This is a genomic window from Flavobacteriales bacterium, assembly GCA_030584065.1.
Classification (GTDB): domain Bacteria; phylum Bacteroidota; class Bacteroidia; order Flavobacteriales_F; family PHOS-HE28; genus PHOS-HE28.
In genome coordinates this window covers 2,266,356-2,286,223 of the sequence record CP129489.1, presented here as the reverse complement: position 1 = coordinate 2,286,223, position 19,868 = coordinate 2,266,356, and the positions used below count along the sequence as shown (strand labels likewise).

The 19,868-nt window shown below is 66.6% G+C and carries 7 protein-coding genes; 5 read left to right on the top strand and 2 right to left on the bottom strand.

Annotation, left to right across the window (positions count from 1 at the left end; translation table 11 throughout):
* Positions 1-29: 29 nt before the first annotated feature.
* Entirely contained in the window at positions 30-1,133 is a 1,104-nt protein-coding gene (locus QY325_09645) for a glycosyltransferase family 4 protein (protein WKZ65025.1), read from the top strand.
* A 25-nt stretch (positions 1,134-1,158) separates the two neighbouring features.
* A complete protein-coding gene (locus QY325_09640; protein WKZ65024.1) occupies positions 1,159-2,262 on the top strand; it encodes a hypothetical protein in 1,104 nt (367 codons plus the stop codon).
* Here the strand turns inward: QY325_09640 and QY325_09635 are convergent, their stop codons facing one another.
* Positions 2,263-2,952, bottom strand: a complete 690-nt coding sequence (locus QY325_09635) for an ATP-binding cassette domain-containing protein (protein WKZ65023.1) — start codon at positions 2,950-2,952, stop codon at positions 2,263-2,265.
* A 157-nt stretch (positions 2,953-3,109) separates the two neighbouring features.
* Here QY325_09635 and QY325_09630 point away from each other — a divergent pair, with 157 nt between their 5' ends.
* From QY325_09630 to gyrB, 3 genes are all read left to right on the top strand, one after another.
* The gene (locus tag QY325_09630; GenBank protein WKZ65022.1) at positions 3,110-6,202 is read left to right on the top strand and encodes a tetratricopeptide repeat protein; all 3,093 of its coding nucleotides are present in this window, start codon (positions 3,110-3,112) and stop codon (positions 6,200-6,202) included.
* A 3-nt stretch (positions 6,203-6,205) separates the two neighbouring features.
* Positions 6,206-7,897 (top strand): hypothetical protein, encoded by a 1,692-nt coding sequence (locus tag QY325_09625; GenBank protein ID WKZ65021.1) that lies wholly within the window; start codon positions 6,206-6,208, stop codon positions 7,895-7,897.
* 196 nt (positions 7,898-8,093) lie between these two features.
* Positions 8,094-10,049 carry a DNA topoisomerase (ATP-hydrolyzing) subunit B gene (gene gyrB / locus QY325_09620; GenBank protein ID WKZ67973.1) on the top strand — a complete coding sequence of 652 codons (1,956 nt, stop codon included), beginning with the start codon at positions 8,094-8,096 and terminating at the stop codon, positions 10,047-10,049.
* Positions 10,050-10,223: 174 nt separating this feature from the next.
* Here gyrB and QY325_09615 read toward each other — a convergent pair whose 3' ends face one another.
* A complete protein-coding gene (locus tag QY325_09615) occupies positions 10,224-19,793 on the bottom strand; it encodes a gliding motility-associated C-terminal domain-containing protein (protein ID WKZ65020.1) in 9,570 nt (3,189 codons plus the stop codon).
* Positions 19,794-19,868 lie beyond the last annotated feature (75 nt).

Here is a 19,868-nt window from a genome sequence, read left to right as displayed (position 1 = left end):
TTGTGCGCACCGCCACTGCGGAACCGCCCATGCGCGCCATCGTCTGCGTCACCAACGACCTCAGCACCGACAACCGCGTGCACCGCACCTGCGTGGTGCTGCGCGAGCTCGGCCACGAGGTGCTTCTGGTGGGCCGCCAGCTGCCGGAGAGCCTTCCGCTGCAGCGGCCATACGCCACGAAGCGCATGCGGCTGCTCTTCCGCAAGGGGCCGCTCTTCTATGCCGAGTACAACCTGCGGCTCCTCCTCCTGCTGCTCTTCACGCGCGCGGGCGTGCTCGTGGCCAATGACCTGGACACCCTGCTGGCTTGCTACCTCGCGAAAGGGAAGCGCGCGCTGGTGTACGACAGCCACGAGTACTTCACCGAGGTGCCCGAATTGCAGGGGCGCTTGGCAAGGCGCGCATGGCTGGCGCTGGAGCGCTGGATCCTCCCCCGGCTGAAGCACGTGATCACGGTGAACGGCAGCATCGCCATGGCCTACCGCGAGCGCTATGGCGTGCCGGTGGAGGTGGTGCGCAACATCCCCATGCACCGCGACCTGGGGCCGCTGCCTGCGCGGCGAGACCTGGGCCTGCCCGCCGACCGCTTCGTGCTCATCCTGCAGGGCAGCGGCATCAATGTCGACAGGGGCGGGGAGGAGGCCGTGCTGGCCATGCGGGAGCTGCCGGAGGCGTTGCTGCTTGTCATTGGCGGTGGCGACGCCTGGCCCGTGCTGGAGCGTCTGGTGGAGGAGCACCGCCTGGCCGAGCGCGTGCGCCTGCTGCCGCGCATGCCCTACGACCGCATGATGCAATACACGCGCAACGCCGACCTCGGCCTCTCACTGGACAAGGACACCAGCCTCAACTACCGCTACAGCCTGCCCAACAAGCTCTTCGACTATTTCCGGGCGCACATCCCGGCGCTGGTCACCGACCTGCCCGAGGTGGCGGGCATCGTGCGCCGGTATGAGGCGGGCGTGGTTATCCCGCGTGCGGAGCCCGCACTGATCGCGGCCGAGGTGCGCCGCCTGATACCCGACCGCCCGCGCCGTGATGCCTTGCGATTGAAGGCTATTTTCGCCGCCGCGGAATTGGATGGCGAGCGCGAGAAGGAAGCGCTGAAGGCCTTCTTGCAAAGCGTTGGCGGATAAGCACCTACATATCGTCAGCTTCGACGTGCCCGCCCCGCCCAGCTATGGCGGCGTGATCGACGTGTACTACAAGGCCAGGGCGCTGGCCGATCTGGGCGTGAAGGTGCACCTGCACTGCTTCCAGTACGGCCGTCCGCGCGCCAAGGAACTGGAACGGTTCTGCGTCAGCGTGCACTACTACCCGCGCAACCTGGGCAAGCTCCAGCTCTTCAATGCGCTCCCCTACGTGGTGGTGAGCCGGAGGAGCGATGCGCTGATGGAGCGCCTGCTGCAGGACGACCACCCCATCCTCTTCGAGGGCCTGCACTGCTGCTACCACCTCGGCGACCCGCGCCTGGTGGACCGCATCCGCATCGTGCGTGCGCACAACGTGGAGCACGATTACTACGGTGCGCTGGCAAAGGCCGCCACCAGTACCTTCCGGCGCACCTATTTCATCAACGAGGCGCACAAGCTCGCGCGTTTCGAGCCGGTGCTGGCCGAGGCCACGCGCGTGCTGGCCATCTCGCCCAAGGACGAGGCGTATTTCGAATCGCACTTCCACAACGTGACGCACGTGCCGGCCTTTCACGCCAGCGAGAAGGTGGAGGTGCCCGACGGCCTCGGGGACTTCGCGTTCTACCACGGCGCGTTGGGCGTGGCGGAGAACGACCAGGCGGCGCTCTATCTCGTGCAGAAGGTGTTCGATGGCTTGCCGGTGAAGCTCGTCATCGCCGGCAGCGACGCCAGCAAGGAATTGAGGCGTGCGGTGGCCAAGGCGCCGAAGCTGCCGAACGGGCAGCGAAGCGTGGATTTGCGCGAGGGCATCTCCACGGATCAGATCCATGCGCTGGTGCGCAGTGCGCAAGTGAACGTGCTGCCCACCTTCCAGGCCACGGGCATCAAGCTGAAGCTGCTGCTCTGCCTCTTCAACGGGCGCCACGTCGTGTGCAATACACCGATGGTGGAGGGCACCGGCCTTGAATCACTCTGCCATGTGCACGACGACCCGAGGAGCATGCGCGAGAGCATCCTGGCATGCATGGGCCGGCCCGCGAACGGCCAGGCGCTGGAGCTGCGCGCCCGAGTGCTGGAGGAGCGCTTCAGCAACCGCAGGAACGCGGTGCGGATCGTGGCGCTGCTGCGGTGATCACACCGCCCCCGCCGCGCTCAGCTCCAGCAATTTCCCTTCCTCGCACTTCACCACGCGCGAGCCGAATCGGTGCATCTGCGCGTGGTCGTGCGTGGCCATTAGCACGCTGCGCCCGGTCTGGCTGATGGCGAAGAGCAGGTCGAGGATGCCGGCGGTGGTCTCGGGGTCGAGGTTGCCCGTGGGCTCGTCGGCGAGGATGAGCTCGGGGTCGTTCACCAGCGCACGCGCGATGCTCACGCGCTGCTGCTCGCCGCCGCTGAGCTCGTGCGGCATCTTGTAGCCCTTGGTGGCCAGGCCCACCTTCTCCAGCACCTCCTGCGCGCGGGCATCCATGGCCTTGCGGTCGGTCCAGCCGGTGGCGCGCATCACGAAGAAGAGGTTCTCGTTCACCGTGCGGTCGCTGAGCAGCTGGAAGTCCTGGAAAACGATGCCGATCTTCCGGCGGAGGTAGGGCACTTGGGCGCGCTTGAGCTTGCGCAGGTCGAAGCCGCAGCAGAAGCCCTCGCCCTCGGTGAGCGGCACATCGCCGTAGAGCACGCGCATGAGGCTGCTCTTGCCGCTGCCCGTGCGGCCGATGAGGAAGACGAACTCGCCTTTGTAGAGCGTGAAGTCAACGTTGTTGAGCACCAGGTTCTCGCGCTGGAAGATGCGTGCGCCGTTGAGCTGGATGACGGGGGCGTCGGACATGGGCGTGCAGGGAAGCCCCAAAGGTGGCAATTCGGCCCGGGCCGCCCGCGTTATGCCCTTGGCCCGATGCTTGTCGCAGGTGAACAGGCGCGCGTGGATAAGTACGGCCCCGCGCGACGCCCCGCCCGACCGTGCCCCCAAGAACTTTGATCGCTTGATGATGCACCCTCACCGGCGGCCGCGCCAGCGCGTGCTGGCCCTGCTCCCCCTGCTGTTCGCCGCTGCCATGGCCATGGCCCAGCGGCCGGCGCACTACGACCACCGCGACGCCGACCTGCTCAACGCCCTGGAGCTCTTCGCCAAGGAGAAGTACGGCGCCGCCCAGTACGAGTTCCAGCGCGTTGTGGACCGCATCGGGGACCCGCACGACCCCGCTCGCACCGAGGCCGAGTTCCATGTGGCGCTGTGCAGCGTGCGCCTCTTCAACGACGATGCCGGCTACCGACTTAAGCGCTTCATGAGCGAGCACCCCGAGGACTTGCATGTGCCGCTGGTGAAGCTCGAGCTCTTCCGCCACAGCTTCAACCAGAAGGACTGGAAGGACGCCATCGCCTGGAGCGACCAGGTGGACCGCACCCAGCTCTCCCCCGCCGATGCGGAGGAGTACCACTTCAAGCGGGGCTACGCCTTCTTCCAGCAGGACGACCGCGAGAAGGCCCTGGCCGAGTTCGCCCAGGTGAAGGACAGCAGCGGCCTCTTCGGTGCCCCGGCGCTGTACTACGCCTCGCATATCCACTACGAGCGCGGCAATCACGAGACCGCCCTGCAGGGCTTCCGCCGGCTGGAGCAGAACCCCGACTTCGCCAAGCTCGCGCCCATATACATCGCCGAGATCCTCTTCGTGCAGGGCAAGTACGACGAGCTGGCCGAGTACGTGAAGCCCCTGCTCAACGACCCGGAGCCCGGCACCAAGCGCCTGCCGGAGATCAACCGGCTGGCCGGAGAGGCCAACTACCGGCGCGGCGACTATGCCGCAGCGCTGCCCTACCTGCAGAAGAGCGCCCAGCGCGCCGGGGTGGACCGCAGCGACCGCTACATCCTCGGCTATGCCTACTACCGGACCGGCGACTGCCCGAAAGCCCTGGCCGAGCTGAACGTGGTGGCCAACGGCGCCGACAGCCTCGCCCAACTGGCCAGCTACCACATGGCGGACTGCTACCTGAAGCTCAACGAGAAGAACTACGCGCGCAACGCCTTCAAGAAGGCGTACGAGATCGGCAAGGATCCGAAGGTGACGGAGGATGCGCTCTTCCAGTACGCCAAGCTCGCCTATGAGCTCAGCTTCGACCCCTATCACGAGGCCATCGCCGCCCTGCGGAGCTACCTGCGCGCCTATCCCGATACGCCGCGGCGCGACGAGGCCTACGAGTTCCTGCTCAACGTGTACCTGAAGACACGCAACTATGAGGACGCCCTGGCCGCGCTCGATGAGATCCAGAACAAGGACCTGCGGCTGCGCGAGGCGTACCAGAAGCTGGCCTACAACCGCGGCGTGGAGCTCTACGAGGGCCGCAAGTATGCCGATGCGGCGCTCTTCTTCGAGCGTGCCCTGAAGTACCCCGCCAACCAAGGCATCAATGCCCGCGCCCACTACTGGATGGCGGAGAGCTACTACGGCAAGGGTGATTACGCGGCGGCCCTGCGCAAGTACGACGACCTCCGCAACGCGCCCGGCGCCTACTCCACCGACCTCTACGAGCAGGCGGGCTATGGCATGGGCTACGTGTTCCTGAAGCAGAAGCAGTACGATGAGGCGGCCGTGTCCTTCCGCCGCTACGTGCAGGCACGCCGGGGCGAGGCGCGGCAGCGCGCAGATGCCATGCTGCGTACGGGCGACTGCTACTTCGCCCTCAAGGACAACGAGCAGGCGGTGAAGTGGTATGACGATGCCATGCGCACCGGATCGCCCGACCGTGACTACGCCATGTACCAGAAGGGCGTATGCCAGGGCCTCCTGCGCCGCTACCCCGAGAAGATCGCAACGCTGCGCGCGCTGCTCGCAGAGATGCCCAACTCGCGCTATGCCGCCGATGCCAAGTTCCAGCTCGGCGAGACCTTCATCGTGCAGGGCGATGATGGCGAGGCGCTTAGCTACTACACGCAGGTGACAGGGCTGCACCCCAACAGCCCCCTGGTGCGCCAGGCCATGCTGCAGGCTGCGCTCATCCACAAGCGCCAGGGCCGTACGGAGGAGGCCATCGCGGGCTTCAAGGCCGTGGTGGAGAAGTACCCCACCATGGACGGTGCGCGCGATGCGCTCTCCGGGCTGGAGAACATCTACGTGGAGCTGGGCCGCGTGAGCGAGTACGAGGCCTACGTGCGGACGCTGAAGTTCGTGGACCCCGGCACGCTGGAGTTCGATGAGAAGTACTACCAGAGCGCGGAGAAGCTCTACTTCGAGGAGAAGTGCCCGCAGGCCGTCGGCGCCTTCGGCGATTACATCGGCAAGTACCCCAATGGCGGTTACGTGCTGAATGCGCTCTACTACCGCGGCGACTGCCATTACCGAGCCGGCGCCTATGACCAGGCGCTGCCCGACCTGGAGGAGGTGATCCGCCGCAACGGCGCACAGTTCATGGAGAGCGCCTCGGCCATGGCCGCCGACATCCTCTTCCGCGACCAGCGGTGGGAGGGCGCGCTGGACCACTTCAGCCGGCTGGAGCCCATCGCCGCCTCGCCCCAGAACACCCTGGTGGCACAGGCCGGCCAGATGCGCTGCCTGCGCGAGCTGGGCCGCACCGCCGAGGCCGCCGCTGCCGGCGAGAAGGTGGCGGCCAATGCCCATGCGGATGCCGACCTGAAGAGCGAGGCCAACATCCTCATCGCCCGCAGCCTGGCGGACAAGGGCGACCTCGATGCCGCCTATGCCAGGTTCAAGGCCGTGGCCGCCAGCAGCACCACCGCGCGCGGCGCCGAGGCCAAGTACAACATGGCCTACATCCGCCACCTGCAGGCCCAGTACCGCAAGGCTGAGACGGAGGTGTTCGAGCTCGCGCAGAAGTTCCCGAGCCACGATTTCTGGAAGGCAAAGGCCTTCATTCTGCTCGGCGATGTGTACGTGCAGCTCGACGACCTCTTCCAGGCCAGGGCCACCCTGCAGAGCGTGATCGACAACTGCCGTGAGCCGGAGCTGGTGGCCGAGGCCCGACAGCGCCTTGATGCGATCAACGCCAGCCAGGTCCCGCGCGAGCAGCAGGCGCCCGGCTCCGACGACCTCACCATCCCCATGCCCGGCAGCGACGGCCGATAGACCATGAAGCGCACCACCTTCCTCCTCGCGGCCCTGCTGCCCCTGGCCGTGCTCGCCCAGACCGAGGGCCAGTACGTGATCCAGGGCATCTACAACCCCACGCTCATCGATGCGCAGAAGATCGACCTGCGCCCAGAGGGCATCGATACCATCCTGCCCAACCTGCCGGTGAACTACGCCCTGCTGCCGGCCAAGGCCGATATCGCGCCGCGGGTGGACAGCCTGGCGGCCGCGCGGCTCTCCGTGGAGAAGGCCCAGGCCCGTCTCTACAAAGGCTACCTCAAGGGCGGCTTCGGCCTGTATGCCACGCCGCTGGGTGAGCTCTACTACGACCAGGGGCGCTCACGGAAGAACGGCTACGGCATCCACCTCAAGCACATGAGCAGCAACGGCGGGCTCGATGACGTGGGGCCGAGCCGATACAGCCACAACAGCATCGACGGCTACTACCGGCACATCATCGCGGACAATGAGGCCTCGGGCCGCCTTACCTACGACCGCCGCCGCATCAGCTACTACGGCTACCCGAGCAACGACAGCATCGAGAGCGTCATCCAGAACGCCCCCGACCCCCCGAAGGACCGGCTTCGGCAGTACTACAACGACATCGGGTTCGCCGGCCGCGTGCGCAGCCTCTACGAGGACAGCAGCCGCATCTCGCACGATGTGGGGCTCGATGTGCACACCTACAGCAACCTGTCCGGCAGCCGTGAGACCAACGTGCGCGTGCTGGCCGAGGCGGGAAAGCAGGAGCACAGCGAGTACTACCATGCCGGGCTGCTCATCGACAACAACACCTACCGCGCGGACCTGGGGCAGCTCGGCGAGTTCAGGCAGAACGGGACCCTGCTGGGCCTCACGCCCAGCGTGCGCACGGTGGGCCGCAGGTATTTCGTGAAGGCTGGCGTGGGCATGTACCTCGACGCCATGGGCAGCACCACCTTCCACTTCTTCCCGCAGGCCTACGCGCACTATGCCCTCTTCGACAACATCCTGGTGCCTTACGTGGGCGTGGAGGGCGAGCGCCGGCGCAACAGCTTCCGGAGCCTCACCCGCGAGAACCCCTGGCTGGGGCCCGCACCCGGTCTGGCCAACACCAGCAAGCTCTTCGACGCCTACGGCGGCCTGCGCGGCAGCTTCATGAACAACCTGGGCTTCGATGTGCGCGCCAGCTTCAGCGGCCACGACAACTACGTGCTCTTCATCAATGTGCCCAACCCGCCCTACGGAGACCGTATGGCGGTGGTCTACGACGAGGTGGAGATCCTGGACCTGAGCGGCGAACTCACCTACAGCCGCATCAGCGACCTGCGGCTCAGCGCCCGGATCGACGTGTACACCTACACGGTGAGGGTGCAGGAAGAGCCTTGGAACCTGCCGCCCTACCGCCTCGCCTTCGCGGCGCGCTACAGCCTGCGCGACAAGCTCATCCTCAAGGGCGAGGCGCTCTTCCTTGGGCGCCGCCCCGCCTTCCGCGCAGCCGAGCCGGGCACGGACCCTGGCGTGCTCCTCACCAGCACCCGCACCGAGCTCGATGGCTTCCTGGACCTGTACATCGGGGCCGAGTACCGCTACACCAAGCGCCTCAGCCTCTTCCTCGATGCCAGCAACCTCACCGCCAGCAAGTACGAGCGCTGGTACCGCCACCCCGTCCAGCGGGGGCTGCTGATGGTGGGGGCGACCTATGCCTTCTGAGGCCGCCGTCGCACCGGTCATTGACGCATAGCGATCGACCCGGAAAAGCAAGCCCTGGCGGGCTGTTAATTATCAACAAAGCCCGCGTCCCTGTTGGGAAAACACCCCCGTCAGGCGCAGGCGAAAGGGTACCTTTGGGAGCCTTTGGAAAAGGGGCATCCTGACCATTCGAACCATGTCTGAGACCACACTGGAAATGAGCGAGAAGAAGAAGGCGGCGGCGAGCTATTCAGCCGACAGCATACAGGTACTGGAGGGGCTTGAGGCCGTGCGGAAGCGCCCGGCCATGTACATCGGCGACATCGGCGTGAAGGGCCTGCACCACCTGGTGTACGAGGTGGTGGACAACTCGATCGATGAGGCGCTCGCCGGCCATTGCGACACGGTGGAGGTGAGCATCACCCCCACCAACGGCATCCGGGTGAAGGACAACGGCCGGGGCATCCCGGTGGACATGCACGCCAAGGAGGGCCGCAGCGCCCTGGAGGTGGTGATGACCGTGCTGCATGCCGGCGGCAAGTTCGACAAGGACAGCTACAAGGTCTCCGGAGGCCTGCACGGTGTGGGCGTGAGCTGCGTGAATGCGCTGAGCACCTACCTGCGCGCCGAGGTGCACCGCGACGGGACGAAGTACGAGCAGGAGTACAGCGAGGGCAAGCCCCAGTTCCCGGTGCGCGAGATTGGCCCCACCGACTACCGGGGCACCATCGTCACCTTCCAGCCCGACCTGAGCATCTTCCAGGTGAGCGAGTACAACTTCGACACGCTGGCCGCCCGCTTGCGCGAGCTGGCGTTCCTCAACAAGGGCATCCGCCTCACCCTTACCGACGAGCGCCGCACCAACGAGGACGGCAGCTTCGTGAGCGAGACCTACTACAGCGAGAAGGGCCTGGTGGAGTTCGTGAAGTTCCTCGACGGCACGCGCGTCCCGCTGATCGAGGACGTGATCTACATGGAGGGGGAGAAGCAGGGCATCCCGGTGGAGATCGCCATGGTCTACAACGACTCGTTCAACGAGAACCTGCACTCCTACGTCAACAACATCAATACGCACGAGGGCGGCACGCACCTGGCTGGCTTCCGCCGCGGCCTCACCCGCACCCTGAAGAAGTACGCGGACAGCAGCGGTGCCACGGCCAAGCTGAAATTCGAGATCAGCGGTGACGACTTCCGCGAGGGCCTCACCGCTGTGATCAGCGTGAAGGTGGCCGAGCCCCAGTTCGAAGGGCAGACCAAGACGAAGCTGGGCAACAACGAGGTGATGGGCGCGGTGGACATCGCCGTGAGCGAGATGCTCGAGAATTACCTGGAGGAGCACCCCCGCGATGCCAAGCAGATCGTGGAGAAGGTGATCCTGGCGGCCACCGCCCGCCACGCGGCGCGCAAGGCCCGGGAGATGGTGCAGCGCAAGGGCGCCTTCACCGGCGGCGGCCTGCCCGGTAAGCTCGCTGACTGCCAGAGCAAGGATGCCAGCCAGAGCGAGCTCTTCCTGGTGGAGGGCGACTCGGCCGGCGGCACAGCCAAGCAGGGCCGCAACCGCGAGTTCCAGGCCATCCTGCCGCTGCGGGGCAAGATCCTCAACGTGGAGAAGGCCATGCAGCACAAGATCCTCGACAACGAGGAGATCCGGAACATCTACACCGCGCTTGGAGTCAGCATCGGTACCGATGAGGACAGCAAGGCGCTGAACATGGACAAGCTGCGCTACCACAAGATCGTGATCATGTGCGACGCCGATGTTGATGGCAGCCACATCCAGACCCTGATCATGACCTTCTTCTTCCGGCACATGCAGCCGTTGATCGAAAGCGGCTACCTCTACATCGCCACGCCCCCCCTCTACCTGGTAAAGAAGGGCAAAGAGCAGGTCTATTGCTGGAACGAGGCGGAGCGCGATGCGGTGATCGAGCGCATGAAGGCCGGCAGCAAGGAGGCCACGGTGAATGTGCAGCGCTACAAAGGCCTGGGCGAGATGAATGCCGAGCAGCTCTGGGAGACCACCATGGATCCCAGCCGCCGCACCCTGCGGCAGGTGACCATCGAGAACGGTGCCGAGGCCGACCGCATCTTCAGCATGCTCATGGGCGACGAGGTGCCCCCGCGCCGCGAGTTCATCGAGAAGAACGCGGTGTACGCGAAGCTTGACGTCTGAGGGGCCCCCAAGGCCGCACCGAACGCCCCGGGACCACCGGGGCGTTCGCGTTCATGGAGGCTGCCCCTGCGCCGCGTGCGCCTCACCTGGGCTGGGCCCGCGCACCGGACGAGCGGGATGCCTGCGGCCGCTGCAGTGTGCGTGGTGCAACGGATCCCCTGGCGGACGGGTGGCTTACTTCAGCACCGTCACGTGACCGGTTCGCTCGATGAGCTCGTTGGTGAGGCGGTTGAAGCACTTCAGCTTCCACACGTACACCTCGGTTTCGACCAGTTCACCTTTGTAGGCGCCGTTCCAGGGTTCATGCACGGCATCCGTGGTGTGGATGCGCTCGCCCCAGCGGTCGAAGATCATGAACTCATAGTCGCGCACGAGCAGCGGCAGGTTGAAGACCGGCATGAAGTCATCGTTGAACCCGTCGCCGTTCGGCGTGAAGGCATTGGGCACATGCACCGTTAAGGCATCAAGCACCTCCACCGGTTCGCAATGGGTATCGGAGCAGCCATTGGCATCGTAGGCCGTGAGGCAGATCATGTAGCTGTCGCCCAGCCCGCCGGGGAAGGTGAACGCGGGCGAGACGGATGCGCTGGTGCCCAGCCCGCTGAAGTCCCAATGGAAGGCCACCGCATTCTGGCTCGAAGCATTGGTGAACTGAGCGGTGGCGCTGGTCACTACGAGCGTCTCTGGGGAGTACGTGAAGCCGGCCACCACCGGCGCCGGGGAAAGGATGCTGGCGATGCCGCTTGCGGAGCAGCCATTGGCATCGAGCATGGTGATGGTGAAGGCGCCGGGGCAGAGCCCTGTGAACAGCCCTTCGCCTTGGTACGCGCCACCATTGATGCTGTAGAGCGCCCCTTCAGGATCGGTGATGGTGATGCTGCCATCGCAGGTGCCCGGGCAGGTCTCGTCCGTGGCGGCTATGGCATCGATCACGAGCGCTACCGGCTCGCCGATGGTGAAGGGTGCCGAGGCTGAGCAGTTGTTCACGTCAAGCACGGTGACGTTGTACGAGCCCGCACAGATGCCCGCTGCCATTGGTGCATTCCCAGCGATGCCGTTCGACCAGGCGTAGCTGTAAGTGCCGTTCCCTCCTGTTGCCGCCACGCTGGCCGTGCCGTTGCACGCGCCGTTGCAGATGGCATCCGTTGCCGCAACTGCCGGCAGGATGGCATCGGTGAAGGTGATGGACACCTGGTCCTGCGTAGCGCAGCCATCATTCGAGAGCACGTTCCAGGTGAACGTATATGTGCCACCCGCGCCGGCGGTCACGCTGCTCGTCGGTGAAGTGGGTTCGGAGAAGGTGATGCCTGCGGGGCCGCTCCAAGAGCCGCTGGCCCAGTTGCCGGTGGCACTCAGGTTGAACTCGAGCGTGCAGGTGACGGCGTCAGGCCCGGCATTCGGCGGGGCGATCAGGAACACCGTTGCGGTGGAGCTGGCCACCGCGTTCGGGCACGGCGCAAGGCCGGTGACGGTATAGGTGTAGGCGCCTTGCGGACTGGTGGCAGGGTCGAATATGCCGTTGCTGGGCTGGCCATCAGGAGCGGTCCATGCGCCACCGGGCATGGGCGTACCGCCGAGTAGCGAGAAGAGCACGATGGGTGAGGACTCCGGGCACAGTGTGATGGAGCCGTTAGTGCCAGCATCGGGCAGCGGGTTCACGTCGACGAGCACATCAGCGCTGGCGTTGGGACAGGGCGCTGTGGCGAGCACGGTGTAGGTATAGCTGCCGGGTGCATCGCTCTGCGGGTCGAAGCTGCCCTCGGTAACGCCCATGGGGCCGGACCATGAGCCACCGGGATCCGGTGAGCCTCCCAGGGCGGTGAAGAGTGCGAGCGGTGGAGCGTTCGAGCACAGGGTTGCGCTCCCAGCCGTACCCGCACTCACTGGTTCCACCACGTCCATCACCACGTGCGCGGTGTCATTCGTGCAGGGCGCAGGCACGTAGAGGATGTAGGAATAGATGCCTTCAGGGCTCGTGCCCGGGTCGAAGCTGCCGCTCGACGGCGCTCCATCCGGGGCGAACCACGACCCTCCTTCATCCGGGCTTCCCTGCAGCAGGCCGAAGAGCGGAACCGGGCCATCGCTGCCGCAGAGTGTGACTGAGCCATCGCCTCCGGCATCCGCATTGGCGAGAACGTTCACCGTAACGGTCGCCGAGGCTTCCGGGCAGGGCGGTGAGCCGGCGACGGTATAGGTGTAGTTGCCCGGCGTGCCGGTACCCGGCGAGAACATGCCCGATGAAGCGCCCCCGGGTCCGTTCCAAGCACCGCCCGGGTCGGCACCGCCAAGTGCGCTGAACAGGTCAACGGGGTCTCCCACGATGCACAGGTTCAGGATGGCATCGTTTCCAGCGTTGGGCAGTTGCGTCACGGCAATGGTCACGCTCGCCACGTCGGCCGGGCAGGGTGCCGTTCCTGCTACAGTGTAAGTGAAAGCGCCCGGCGCATCGGCGGCGGGGTTGAAGGTTCCGCTGAAGGGGGCGCCGGCGCTCGTGCTCCACGCTCCTCCTGCTTGCGGTGTTCCGCCCAGCAGGGTGAAGAGGTCCTGTGCCGCTCCGGTGAGGCAGAGTGTCGCGGCACCATCCAGTCCGGCATCAGGTGCAGCGATCACATCCACGGTCACCGTGCTGCTCGCGCTGGCACAAGGTGGCGGCACCACGATGGTATAGGTGTAAACGCCACCCGGCATCGTGATAGGGTCGAAGATGCTGCTGGTGCTCGTTCCGTTCGGCGCAGTCCAAATGCCGCCTTGGTCCGGCGAGCCTTCGAGGTAGCTGAAGAGGTCATCCGGTGCATCCGTGGCGCAGATGGTCAGGTAGCCGGGGCCGCCGGGGTCCGGCTCACTCACCACAGTCACCGTCACCTGCGACTGGTCGCTGGGGCAGGGCGTGGTGCCGTTCACTGTGTAGGTATACACACCGGCGGCCATCATCGCTGGGTCGAAGAGCCCACCGGCCACCGTTGAAGGCCCGCTCCAGCTGCCGCCGGGCTGCGCACCGCCGCCGAGCTGCGCGAACAGCGATGCCGCCGGGCTGCTGATGCAGAGGGTGAGTGCGCCATCGGTGCCCGCGTTGGGCGGCGCGATCTCGGTGATGGTGACCGTGCTGCTGGCGTTCACGCAGGGTGGCGGCACCGCGATGGTGTAGGTGTACACGCCGGGGCTCATCGTTGCCGGATCGTACTGCCCGCCGACCACAGGAGAGGGCCCGTTCCAGTTGCCGCCCGCATCAGGTGTTCCGCCGAGTTCGGCGAAAAGGTCGATTGCGCCATCGGTTGCGCAGAGCGTGGCGTTGCCGGGCGTTCCGGCATCCGGCGCGCTCACCACGGTCACCGTCACCTGCGACTGGTCGCTGGGGCAGGGCGTGGTGCCGTTCACTGTGTAGGTATACACACCGGCGGCCATCGTCGCAGGGTCGAAGAGCCCACCGGCCACCGTTGAAGGCCCGCTCCAGCTGCCGCCGGGCTGCGCACCGCCGCCGAGCTGCGCGAACAGCGATGCCGCCGGGCTGCTGATGCAGAGGGTGAGTGCGCCATCGGTGCCCGCGTTGGGCGGCGCGATCTCGGTGATGGTGACCGTGCTGCTGGCGTTCACGCAGGGTGGCGGCACCGCGATGGTGTAGGTGTACACGCCGGGGCTCATCGTTGCCGGATCGTACTGCCCGCCGACCACAGGAGAGGGCCCGTTCCAGTTGCCGCCCGCATCAGGTGTTCCGCCGAGTTCGGCGAAAAGGTCGATTGCGCCATCGGTTGCGCAGAGCGTGGCGTTGCCGGGCGTTCCGGCATCCGGCGCGCTCACCACGGTCACCGTCACCTGCGACTGGTCGCTGGGGCAGGGCGTGGTGCCGTTCACTGTGTAGGTATACACACCGGCGGCCATCGTCGCAGGGTCGAAGAGCCCACCGGCCACCGTTGAAGGCCCGCTCCAGCTGCCGCCGGGCTGCGCACCGCCGCCGAGCGCGGCGAAGAGCGATGCCGCCGGGCTGCTGATGCAGAGGGTGAGTGCGCCATCGGTGCCCGCGTTGGGCGGCGCGATCTCGGTGATGGTGACCGTGCTGCTGGCGTTCACGCAGGGTGGCGGCACCGCGATGGTGTAGGTGTACACGCCGGGGCTCATCGTTGCCGGATCGTACTGCCCGCCGACCACAGGAGAGGGCCCGTTCCAGTTGCCGCCCGCATCAGGTGTTCCGCCGAGTTCGGTGAAAAGGTCGATTGCGCCATCGGTTGCGCAGAGCGTGGCGTTGCCGGGCGTTCCGGCATCCGGCGCGCTCACCACGGTCACCGTCACCTGCGACTGGTCGCTGGGGCAGGGCGTGGTGCCGTTCACCGTGTAGGTATACACACCGGCGGCCATCGTCGCCGGGTCGAAGAGCCCACCGGCCACCGTTGAAGGCCCGCTCCAGCTGCCGCCGGGCTGCGCACCGCCGCCGAGCGCGGCGAAGAGCGATGCCGCCGGGCTGCTGATGCAGAGGGTGAGTGCGCCATCGGTGCCCGCGTTGGGCGGCGCGATCTCGGTGATGGTGACCGTGCTGCTGGCGTTCACGCAGGGTGGCGGCACCGCGATGGTGTAGGTGTACACGCCGGGGCTCATCGTTGCCGGATCGTACTGCCCGCCGACCACAGGAGAGGGCCCGCTCCAACTACCGCCGGCGTCGGGTGCTCCGCCGAGTTGGCTGAAGAGGAGGATCGGTGCATCGCTGGTGCACAGTGTGGCATTGCCCGGTGTTCCCGCATCGGGATTGGTCACAACGCTCACGGTCACCGTGGCCGACACGGTTGGGCATGGAGCGATGCCATTCACCGTATAGGTGTAGTCCCCGGTCGAGCTAGCGCCTGGCGTGAACGTGCCGGTAGCGGGGCCACCCCCGGGAGCGGTCCAAAAGCCACCGGAATCGGGTGTGCCATTCAGGCCGCTCATGAGCGGGGTTGACGGGCTGGAAGAGCATAGCGTGAGTCCGCCACTGATGCCCGCGTCAGGCATCGCATTCACTGTGACCGTAATGGCCGCGATAGCAGCAGGGCAGGGCGCTGTGCCAGCAACCATGTACGCATAGGCTCCAGCCGCATCGGTACCCGGCGTGAATGTGCTGCTGTGCGCTGCGCCTCCAAAGGTCCATGTCCCGCCGGGCTCTGGCGAGCCGCCGAGCAACGCGAATAGCCCGAAGTCTCCATCGGTCTCGCAAACCGTGATGGCACCATCGGTGCCGGCGTTGGGCGGCGTGCTGATCGAGACGGTCACCGAAGCCTGCTCGCTGGGGCAGGGCGCCGTGCCGTTCACCGTGTAGGTGTAGGTGCCCGCGCTCATCGTTGCCGGGTCGATCATGCCGCCGACCACCGCACTGGGCCCGCTCCAGGTTCCGCCGGCATCGGGCGTGCCGCCGAGCTGCGCGAAGAGCGAGGCGGGCGCATCGGTGGCGCAGAGGGTGATGCTGCCATCGGTGCCGGCGTTGGGCGGCGTGCTGATCGAGACGGTCACCGAGGCCTGCTCGCTGGGGCAGGGCGCCGTGCCGTTCACCGTGTAGGTGTAGGTGCCCGCGCTCATCGTTGCCGGGTCGATCATATCGCCGGTGATCGCACTGGGCCCGCTCCAGGTTCCGCCGGCATCGGGCGTGCCGCCGAGCTGCGCGAAGAGCGAGGCGGGCGCATCGGTGGCGCAGAGGGTGATGCTGCCATCGGTGCCGGCGTTGGGCGGCGTGCTGATCGAGACGGTCACCGAGGCCTGCTCGCTGGGGCAGGGCGCCGTGCCGTTCACCGTGTAGGTGTAGGTGCCCGCGCTCATGTTGGCCGGGTCGATCATGCCGCCGACCACTGCACTGGGCCCGCTCCAGGTTCCGCCGGCATCGGGCGTGCCGCCGAGCTGCGCGAAGAGCGAGGCGGGCGCATCGGTGGCGCAGAGGGTGATGCTGCCATCGGTGCCGGCGTTGGGCGGCGTGCTGATCGAGACGGTCACCGAGGCCTGCTCGCTGGGGCAGGGCGCCGTGCCGTTCACCGTGTAGGTGTAGGCACCCGCGCTCATCGTGGCCGGGTCGATCATGCCGCCGACCACCGCACTGGGCCCGCTCCAGGTTCCGCCGGCATCGGGCGTGCCGCCGAGCTGCGCGAAGAGCGAGGCGGGCGCATCGGTGGCGCAGAGGGTGATGCTGCCATCGGTGCCGGCGTTGGGCGGCGTGCTGATCGAGACGGTCACCGAGGCCTGCTCGCTGGGGCAGGGCACCGTGCCGTTCACCGTGTAGGTGTAGGTGCCCGCGCTCATGTTGGCCGGGTCGATCATGCCGCCGACCACTGCACTGGGCCCGCTCCAGGTTCCGCCTGCATCGGGCGTGCCGCCGAGCTGCGCGAAGAGCGAGGCGGGCGCATCAGTGGCGCAGAGGGTGATGCTGCCATCGGTGCCGGCGTTGGGCGGCGTGCTGATCGAGACGGTCACCGAGGCCTGCTCGCTGGGGCAGGGCGCCGTGCCGTTCACCGTGTAGGTGTAGGTGCCCGCGCTCATCGTTGCCGGGTCGATCATACCGCCGACCACCGCACTGGGCCCGCTCCAGGTTCCGCCGGCATCGGGCGTGCCGCCGAGCTGCGCGAAGAGCGAGGCGGGCGCATCGGTGGCGCAGAGGGTGATGCTGCCATCGGTGCCGGCGTTGGGCGGCGTGCTGATCGTGACGGTCACCGAGGCCTGCTCGCTGGGGCAGGGCGCCGTGCCGTCCACCGTGTAGGTGTAGACACCCGCGCTCATCGTGGCCGGGTCGATCATGCCACCGATCACTGCGCTCGGCCCGCTCCAGGTGCCGCCGGCATCGGGAGCACCTCCGAGCTGCGCGAAGAGCGAAGCGGGCGCATCGGTGGCGCAGAGGGCGATTGAGCCATCGGTCCCCGGATCAGGCGGGGCGTTGATGTTGATGGTTAACGTGGCCAAATCATTTGGGCAGGGTGCCGTCCCGGCTACCGTATAGGTGTAGATGCCTGGCAGGTCTGCAGCTGGATCAAAACCGCCGCTGGTGCTCGCGCCACCGGGATCCGTCCAGGTACCTGATCCGTCCGGACTGCCCCCAAGCTGGGTCACCATCACCAAAGGAGCGCTCGTGCTGCACAGCGTGATGGTTGCATCGCTACCGGCGTCGGGTGGCGCGCTTTCCGTCACCGTCACTGTTGCGGTGGCGTTCGGGCATGGCGCTGTACCATTCACCGTGTAGGTGTACACACCCGGATCCATCGTTGCAGGGTTGTAGCTGCCTCCCGGCACCGGCGAGGGACCGCTCCAGGTGCCGCCGGCCTCCGCGCCGGAACCCAGCAAGGCGAACATCGATTGAGCGGCATCGGTGCTGCACACGGCGAGGCTGGTGCTCGTGCCGGCATTCGGCAACGGATACACGGTTACGTTCACTGTGCTGCTCTGGGGAGCCCCGCAGGCGCCGGCACCGCCCACCGTATAGGTGTAGATGCCGGGAGCGTCCGCTCCCGGCTGGAAAGTGCCGCTGTGCGCACCGCCGCCAGGGGCCGTCCATGTGCCTCCTGCGGTCGGCGTTCCGCCAAGCTGCGCGAAGAGGTTGGTGGCCGCACCGTTGCTGCACGCAGCCACGCTGGCATTGGTGCCTGGATCCACAAGGTTGTCCACCGTGATGGTCACACAATCCGTACTGGTGCAGAGGGGGTGGCCCACCTGATGGACCGTGACGCAGTATTGCGTGGTGCCCCCCACGGTGGCAATCGGATTCGCGATGTTCGGATCGCTCAGGCCTGTTGCGGGAGACCAGCTGTACACGAAATTGCCGCCAGGGCAATTGGCCGCACCGCTCCAGAGCTGACCGCTGCCGGGCCCTTGCGGCGAAGCGTACACCACGCCGCCCGTGCCATTGAAGAGCGTGAACGACTGCTCGCCATTGTAGAGCGAACCGGCCGTATAGCTCACCACGATGGTTGCACCGCTGGACACGGGGATTCCCACACTGGCCTGCGAGCCGCCATTCAGCCAGTAGCTGTACGGGGTGCCGTTCACCGTTACGGTCACGCTCGATCCGTTCGACCCAATGCCGAAGAGGCCGGTCCAGCCATCGCCAAAGCTGTCATACAGCGTGAGCGTGTAGGAGCAATTCGTGGGGAATCCGCCGCCGACCACGCTCGCTCCAAGTTGCACGGGCGTGTTGCAGGTGCTCGCGTCCGGTCCGGCATTCACCTGCGGGGCCGGCGTAATCGTCACCGTGAGGGTGGTGTCGTAGGTGCAGCCGAAGTTGTCAGTCACATGATAGACGTAGTCGTAGCTGCCGGGAGCGACGGGCGTCACGCACGCCTGATTGCAGTCGGCGCCCTGGCTCGTGATGTTGGGTCCGGTCCAATAGCTGCTGTCGCATTGAGTTCCATAGACCGGGGTGAATGCGATCAGGTCGTCGAAGAGCGCAGGATTGAAGTCGATGCCCCAATTGCACACGAAGCCGTTGTCCGAGGCCCACATGTCGCACACCTGGAAGGTCCAGGTGCCATTGAGCTGCGAGCCCACCAGCCCGGCCAGGCTGTTCAGGCTTTCGTAGTTGCCGCTCGGCAGCGTGGCCTGTCCGTTGTCGGCCATGGTGCCATTCGTCGCAGTCGGGATCCAGCAGTAGTTCCAGCAGGTCCCTTGCGCGTTGGGCTGCAGGTCATTGTCGACCGGGATGCCTAGGAAGGTGCCGCCGCCGCCCTGTTGGTGCAGGGTCACGGTCTGGCCCGTGGGGCTGATGATGTTGATGATCAGGTCACCGAGGAAGGAATGCTCCATGTCCACGCAGATGGAGAGGAGCCCGTTGACGTTCGTGAGCGTGGAGCCCGGGGGGAACTGATTGAAGGTGATGGTGCTCTCGAAGCACTCGCCCACATTGTCGGGAAGGAACACGCCGCTTCCCAGGTTGGGGGCCGGCGATTCCGTCCAGGTGGTGCCCTGCACCGCGCCATTCAAGCAGAGCGTCTCGCCCACGCAGCCCGTCAGGGTGCCGTTCGTTCCCCCGAAGGTGGGCGCCGTGCCCACCATGGTCACCAGGTCGACGAGGTTGGTGCTGGCGCATCCGTTGTTGTCGAGCAGATAGAGCTGGGCCGTGTAGGCGCCAGGCTGCGCATAGGTGTGTGCCACCGAGGCGGGCGCGTTGTTGAGCACGGTGCCGTCCCCGAAATCCCAACGCCGGCTGGCGATGGAGAATCCGGGTGCCGCGGATGACGCGGCGCTGTTGAAGGTCACGCTCTCGCCTGGGCAGATCAGCTGCGGATTGGCTGCGCCGTGCGTGGCTGCAGCGGTGGGACGTGCGCAGGGCTGGTAGCAGGTGATGGAGGCCGCGAAGACCCCGGTGCCCGTGCCATTCGACTGGAAGACAATGGTGAGGCAGCCGGTGGAATTCCCGGCCGAGGCGGAGACCACCTGCCCTTGGAGGCCATTGCCGGTCCATGTGCCCAGCTGCGGGGCAGCGGTGCTGTTCCCGTCGTAGATCGCCATGAAATCGATCGGCGCAGCGCCCGCAGTGCTCAGGTTGAAGGTGAGGAAGTTCAGCGAGATGGCGCCTCCGGGTGCGTCAGGGCACAAGGTGTAAGTGAGGCTCTCGTTATTCGAGTAGCCGCCAGCGCCCTGCCCGCCGCTGTCAAGGAACGCTCCGGTGCAGGCCGTGGCACCGCCATTGAACATGGGGTAGGCCTGCCCAAGCGTCCGCTGCCCGACAAGGAGCAGCGCGGCCAGACATGCGGCGCGGAGGAGGATCGGGAATGCGAAGGATGCGGATACGGCCGGGTAGCGTGTCTTCATCCAAGGGGGGGCTGGGGTAGGGCGGCTCCAGCGTTGGGAAAGTATCCGTTTGCCGAATACGCCGAACGCATCCCT

Bases quoted from the DNA above. Each gene is read 5' to 3' on its own strand.
- QY325_09635 (WKZ65023.1), bottom strand. From the start codon at position 2,952: ATGTCCGACGCCCCCGTCATCCAGCTCAACGGCGCACGCATCTTCCAG.
- QY325_09625 (WKZ65021.1), top strand. From the start codon at position 6,206: ATGAAGCGCACCACCTTCCTCCTCGCGGCCCTGCTGCCCCTGGCCGTG.
- gyrB (WKZ67973.1), top strand. From the start codon at position 8,094: ATGAGCGAGAAGAAGAAGGCGGCGGCGAGCTATTCAGCCGACAGCATA.
- QY325_09645 (WKZ65025.1), top strand. From the start codon at position 30: ATGCGCGCCATCGTCTGCGTCACCAACGACCTCAGCACCGACAACCGC.
- QY325_09615 (WKZ65020.1), bottom strand. From the start codon at position 19,793: ATGAAGACACGCTACCCGGCCGTATCCGCATCCTTCGCATTCCCGATC.
- QY325_09630 (WKZ65022.1), top strand. From the start codon at position 3,110: ATGATGCACCCTCACCGGCGGCCGCGCCAGCGCGTGCTGGCCCTGCTC.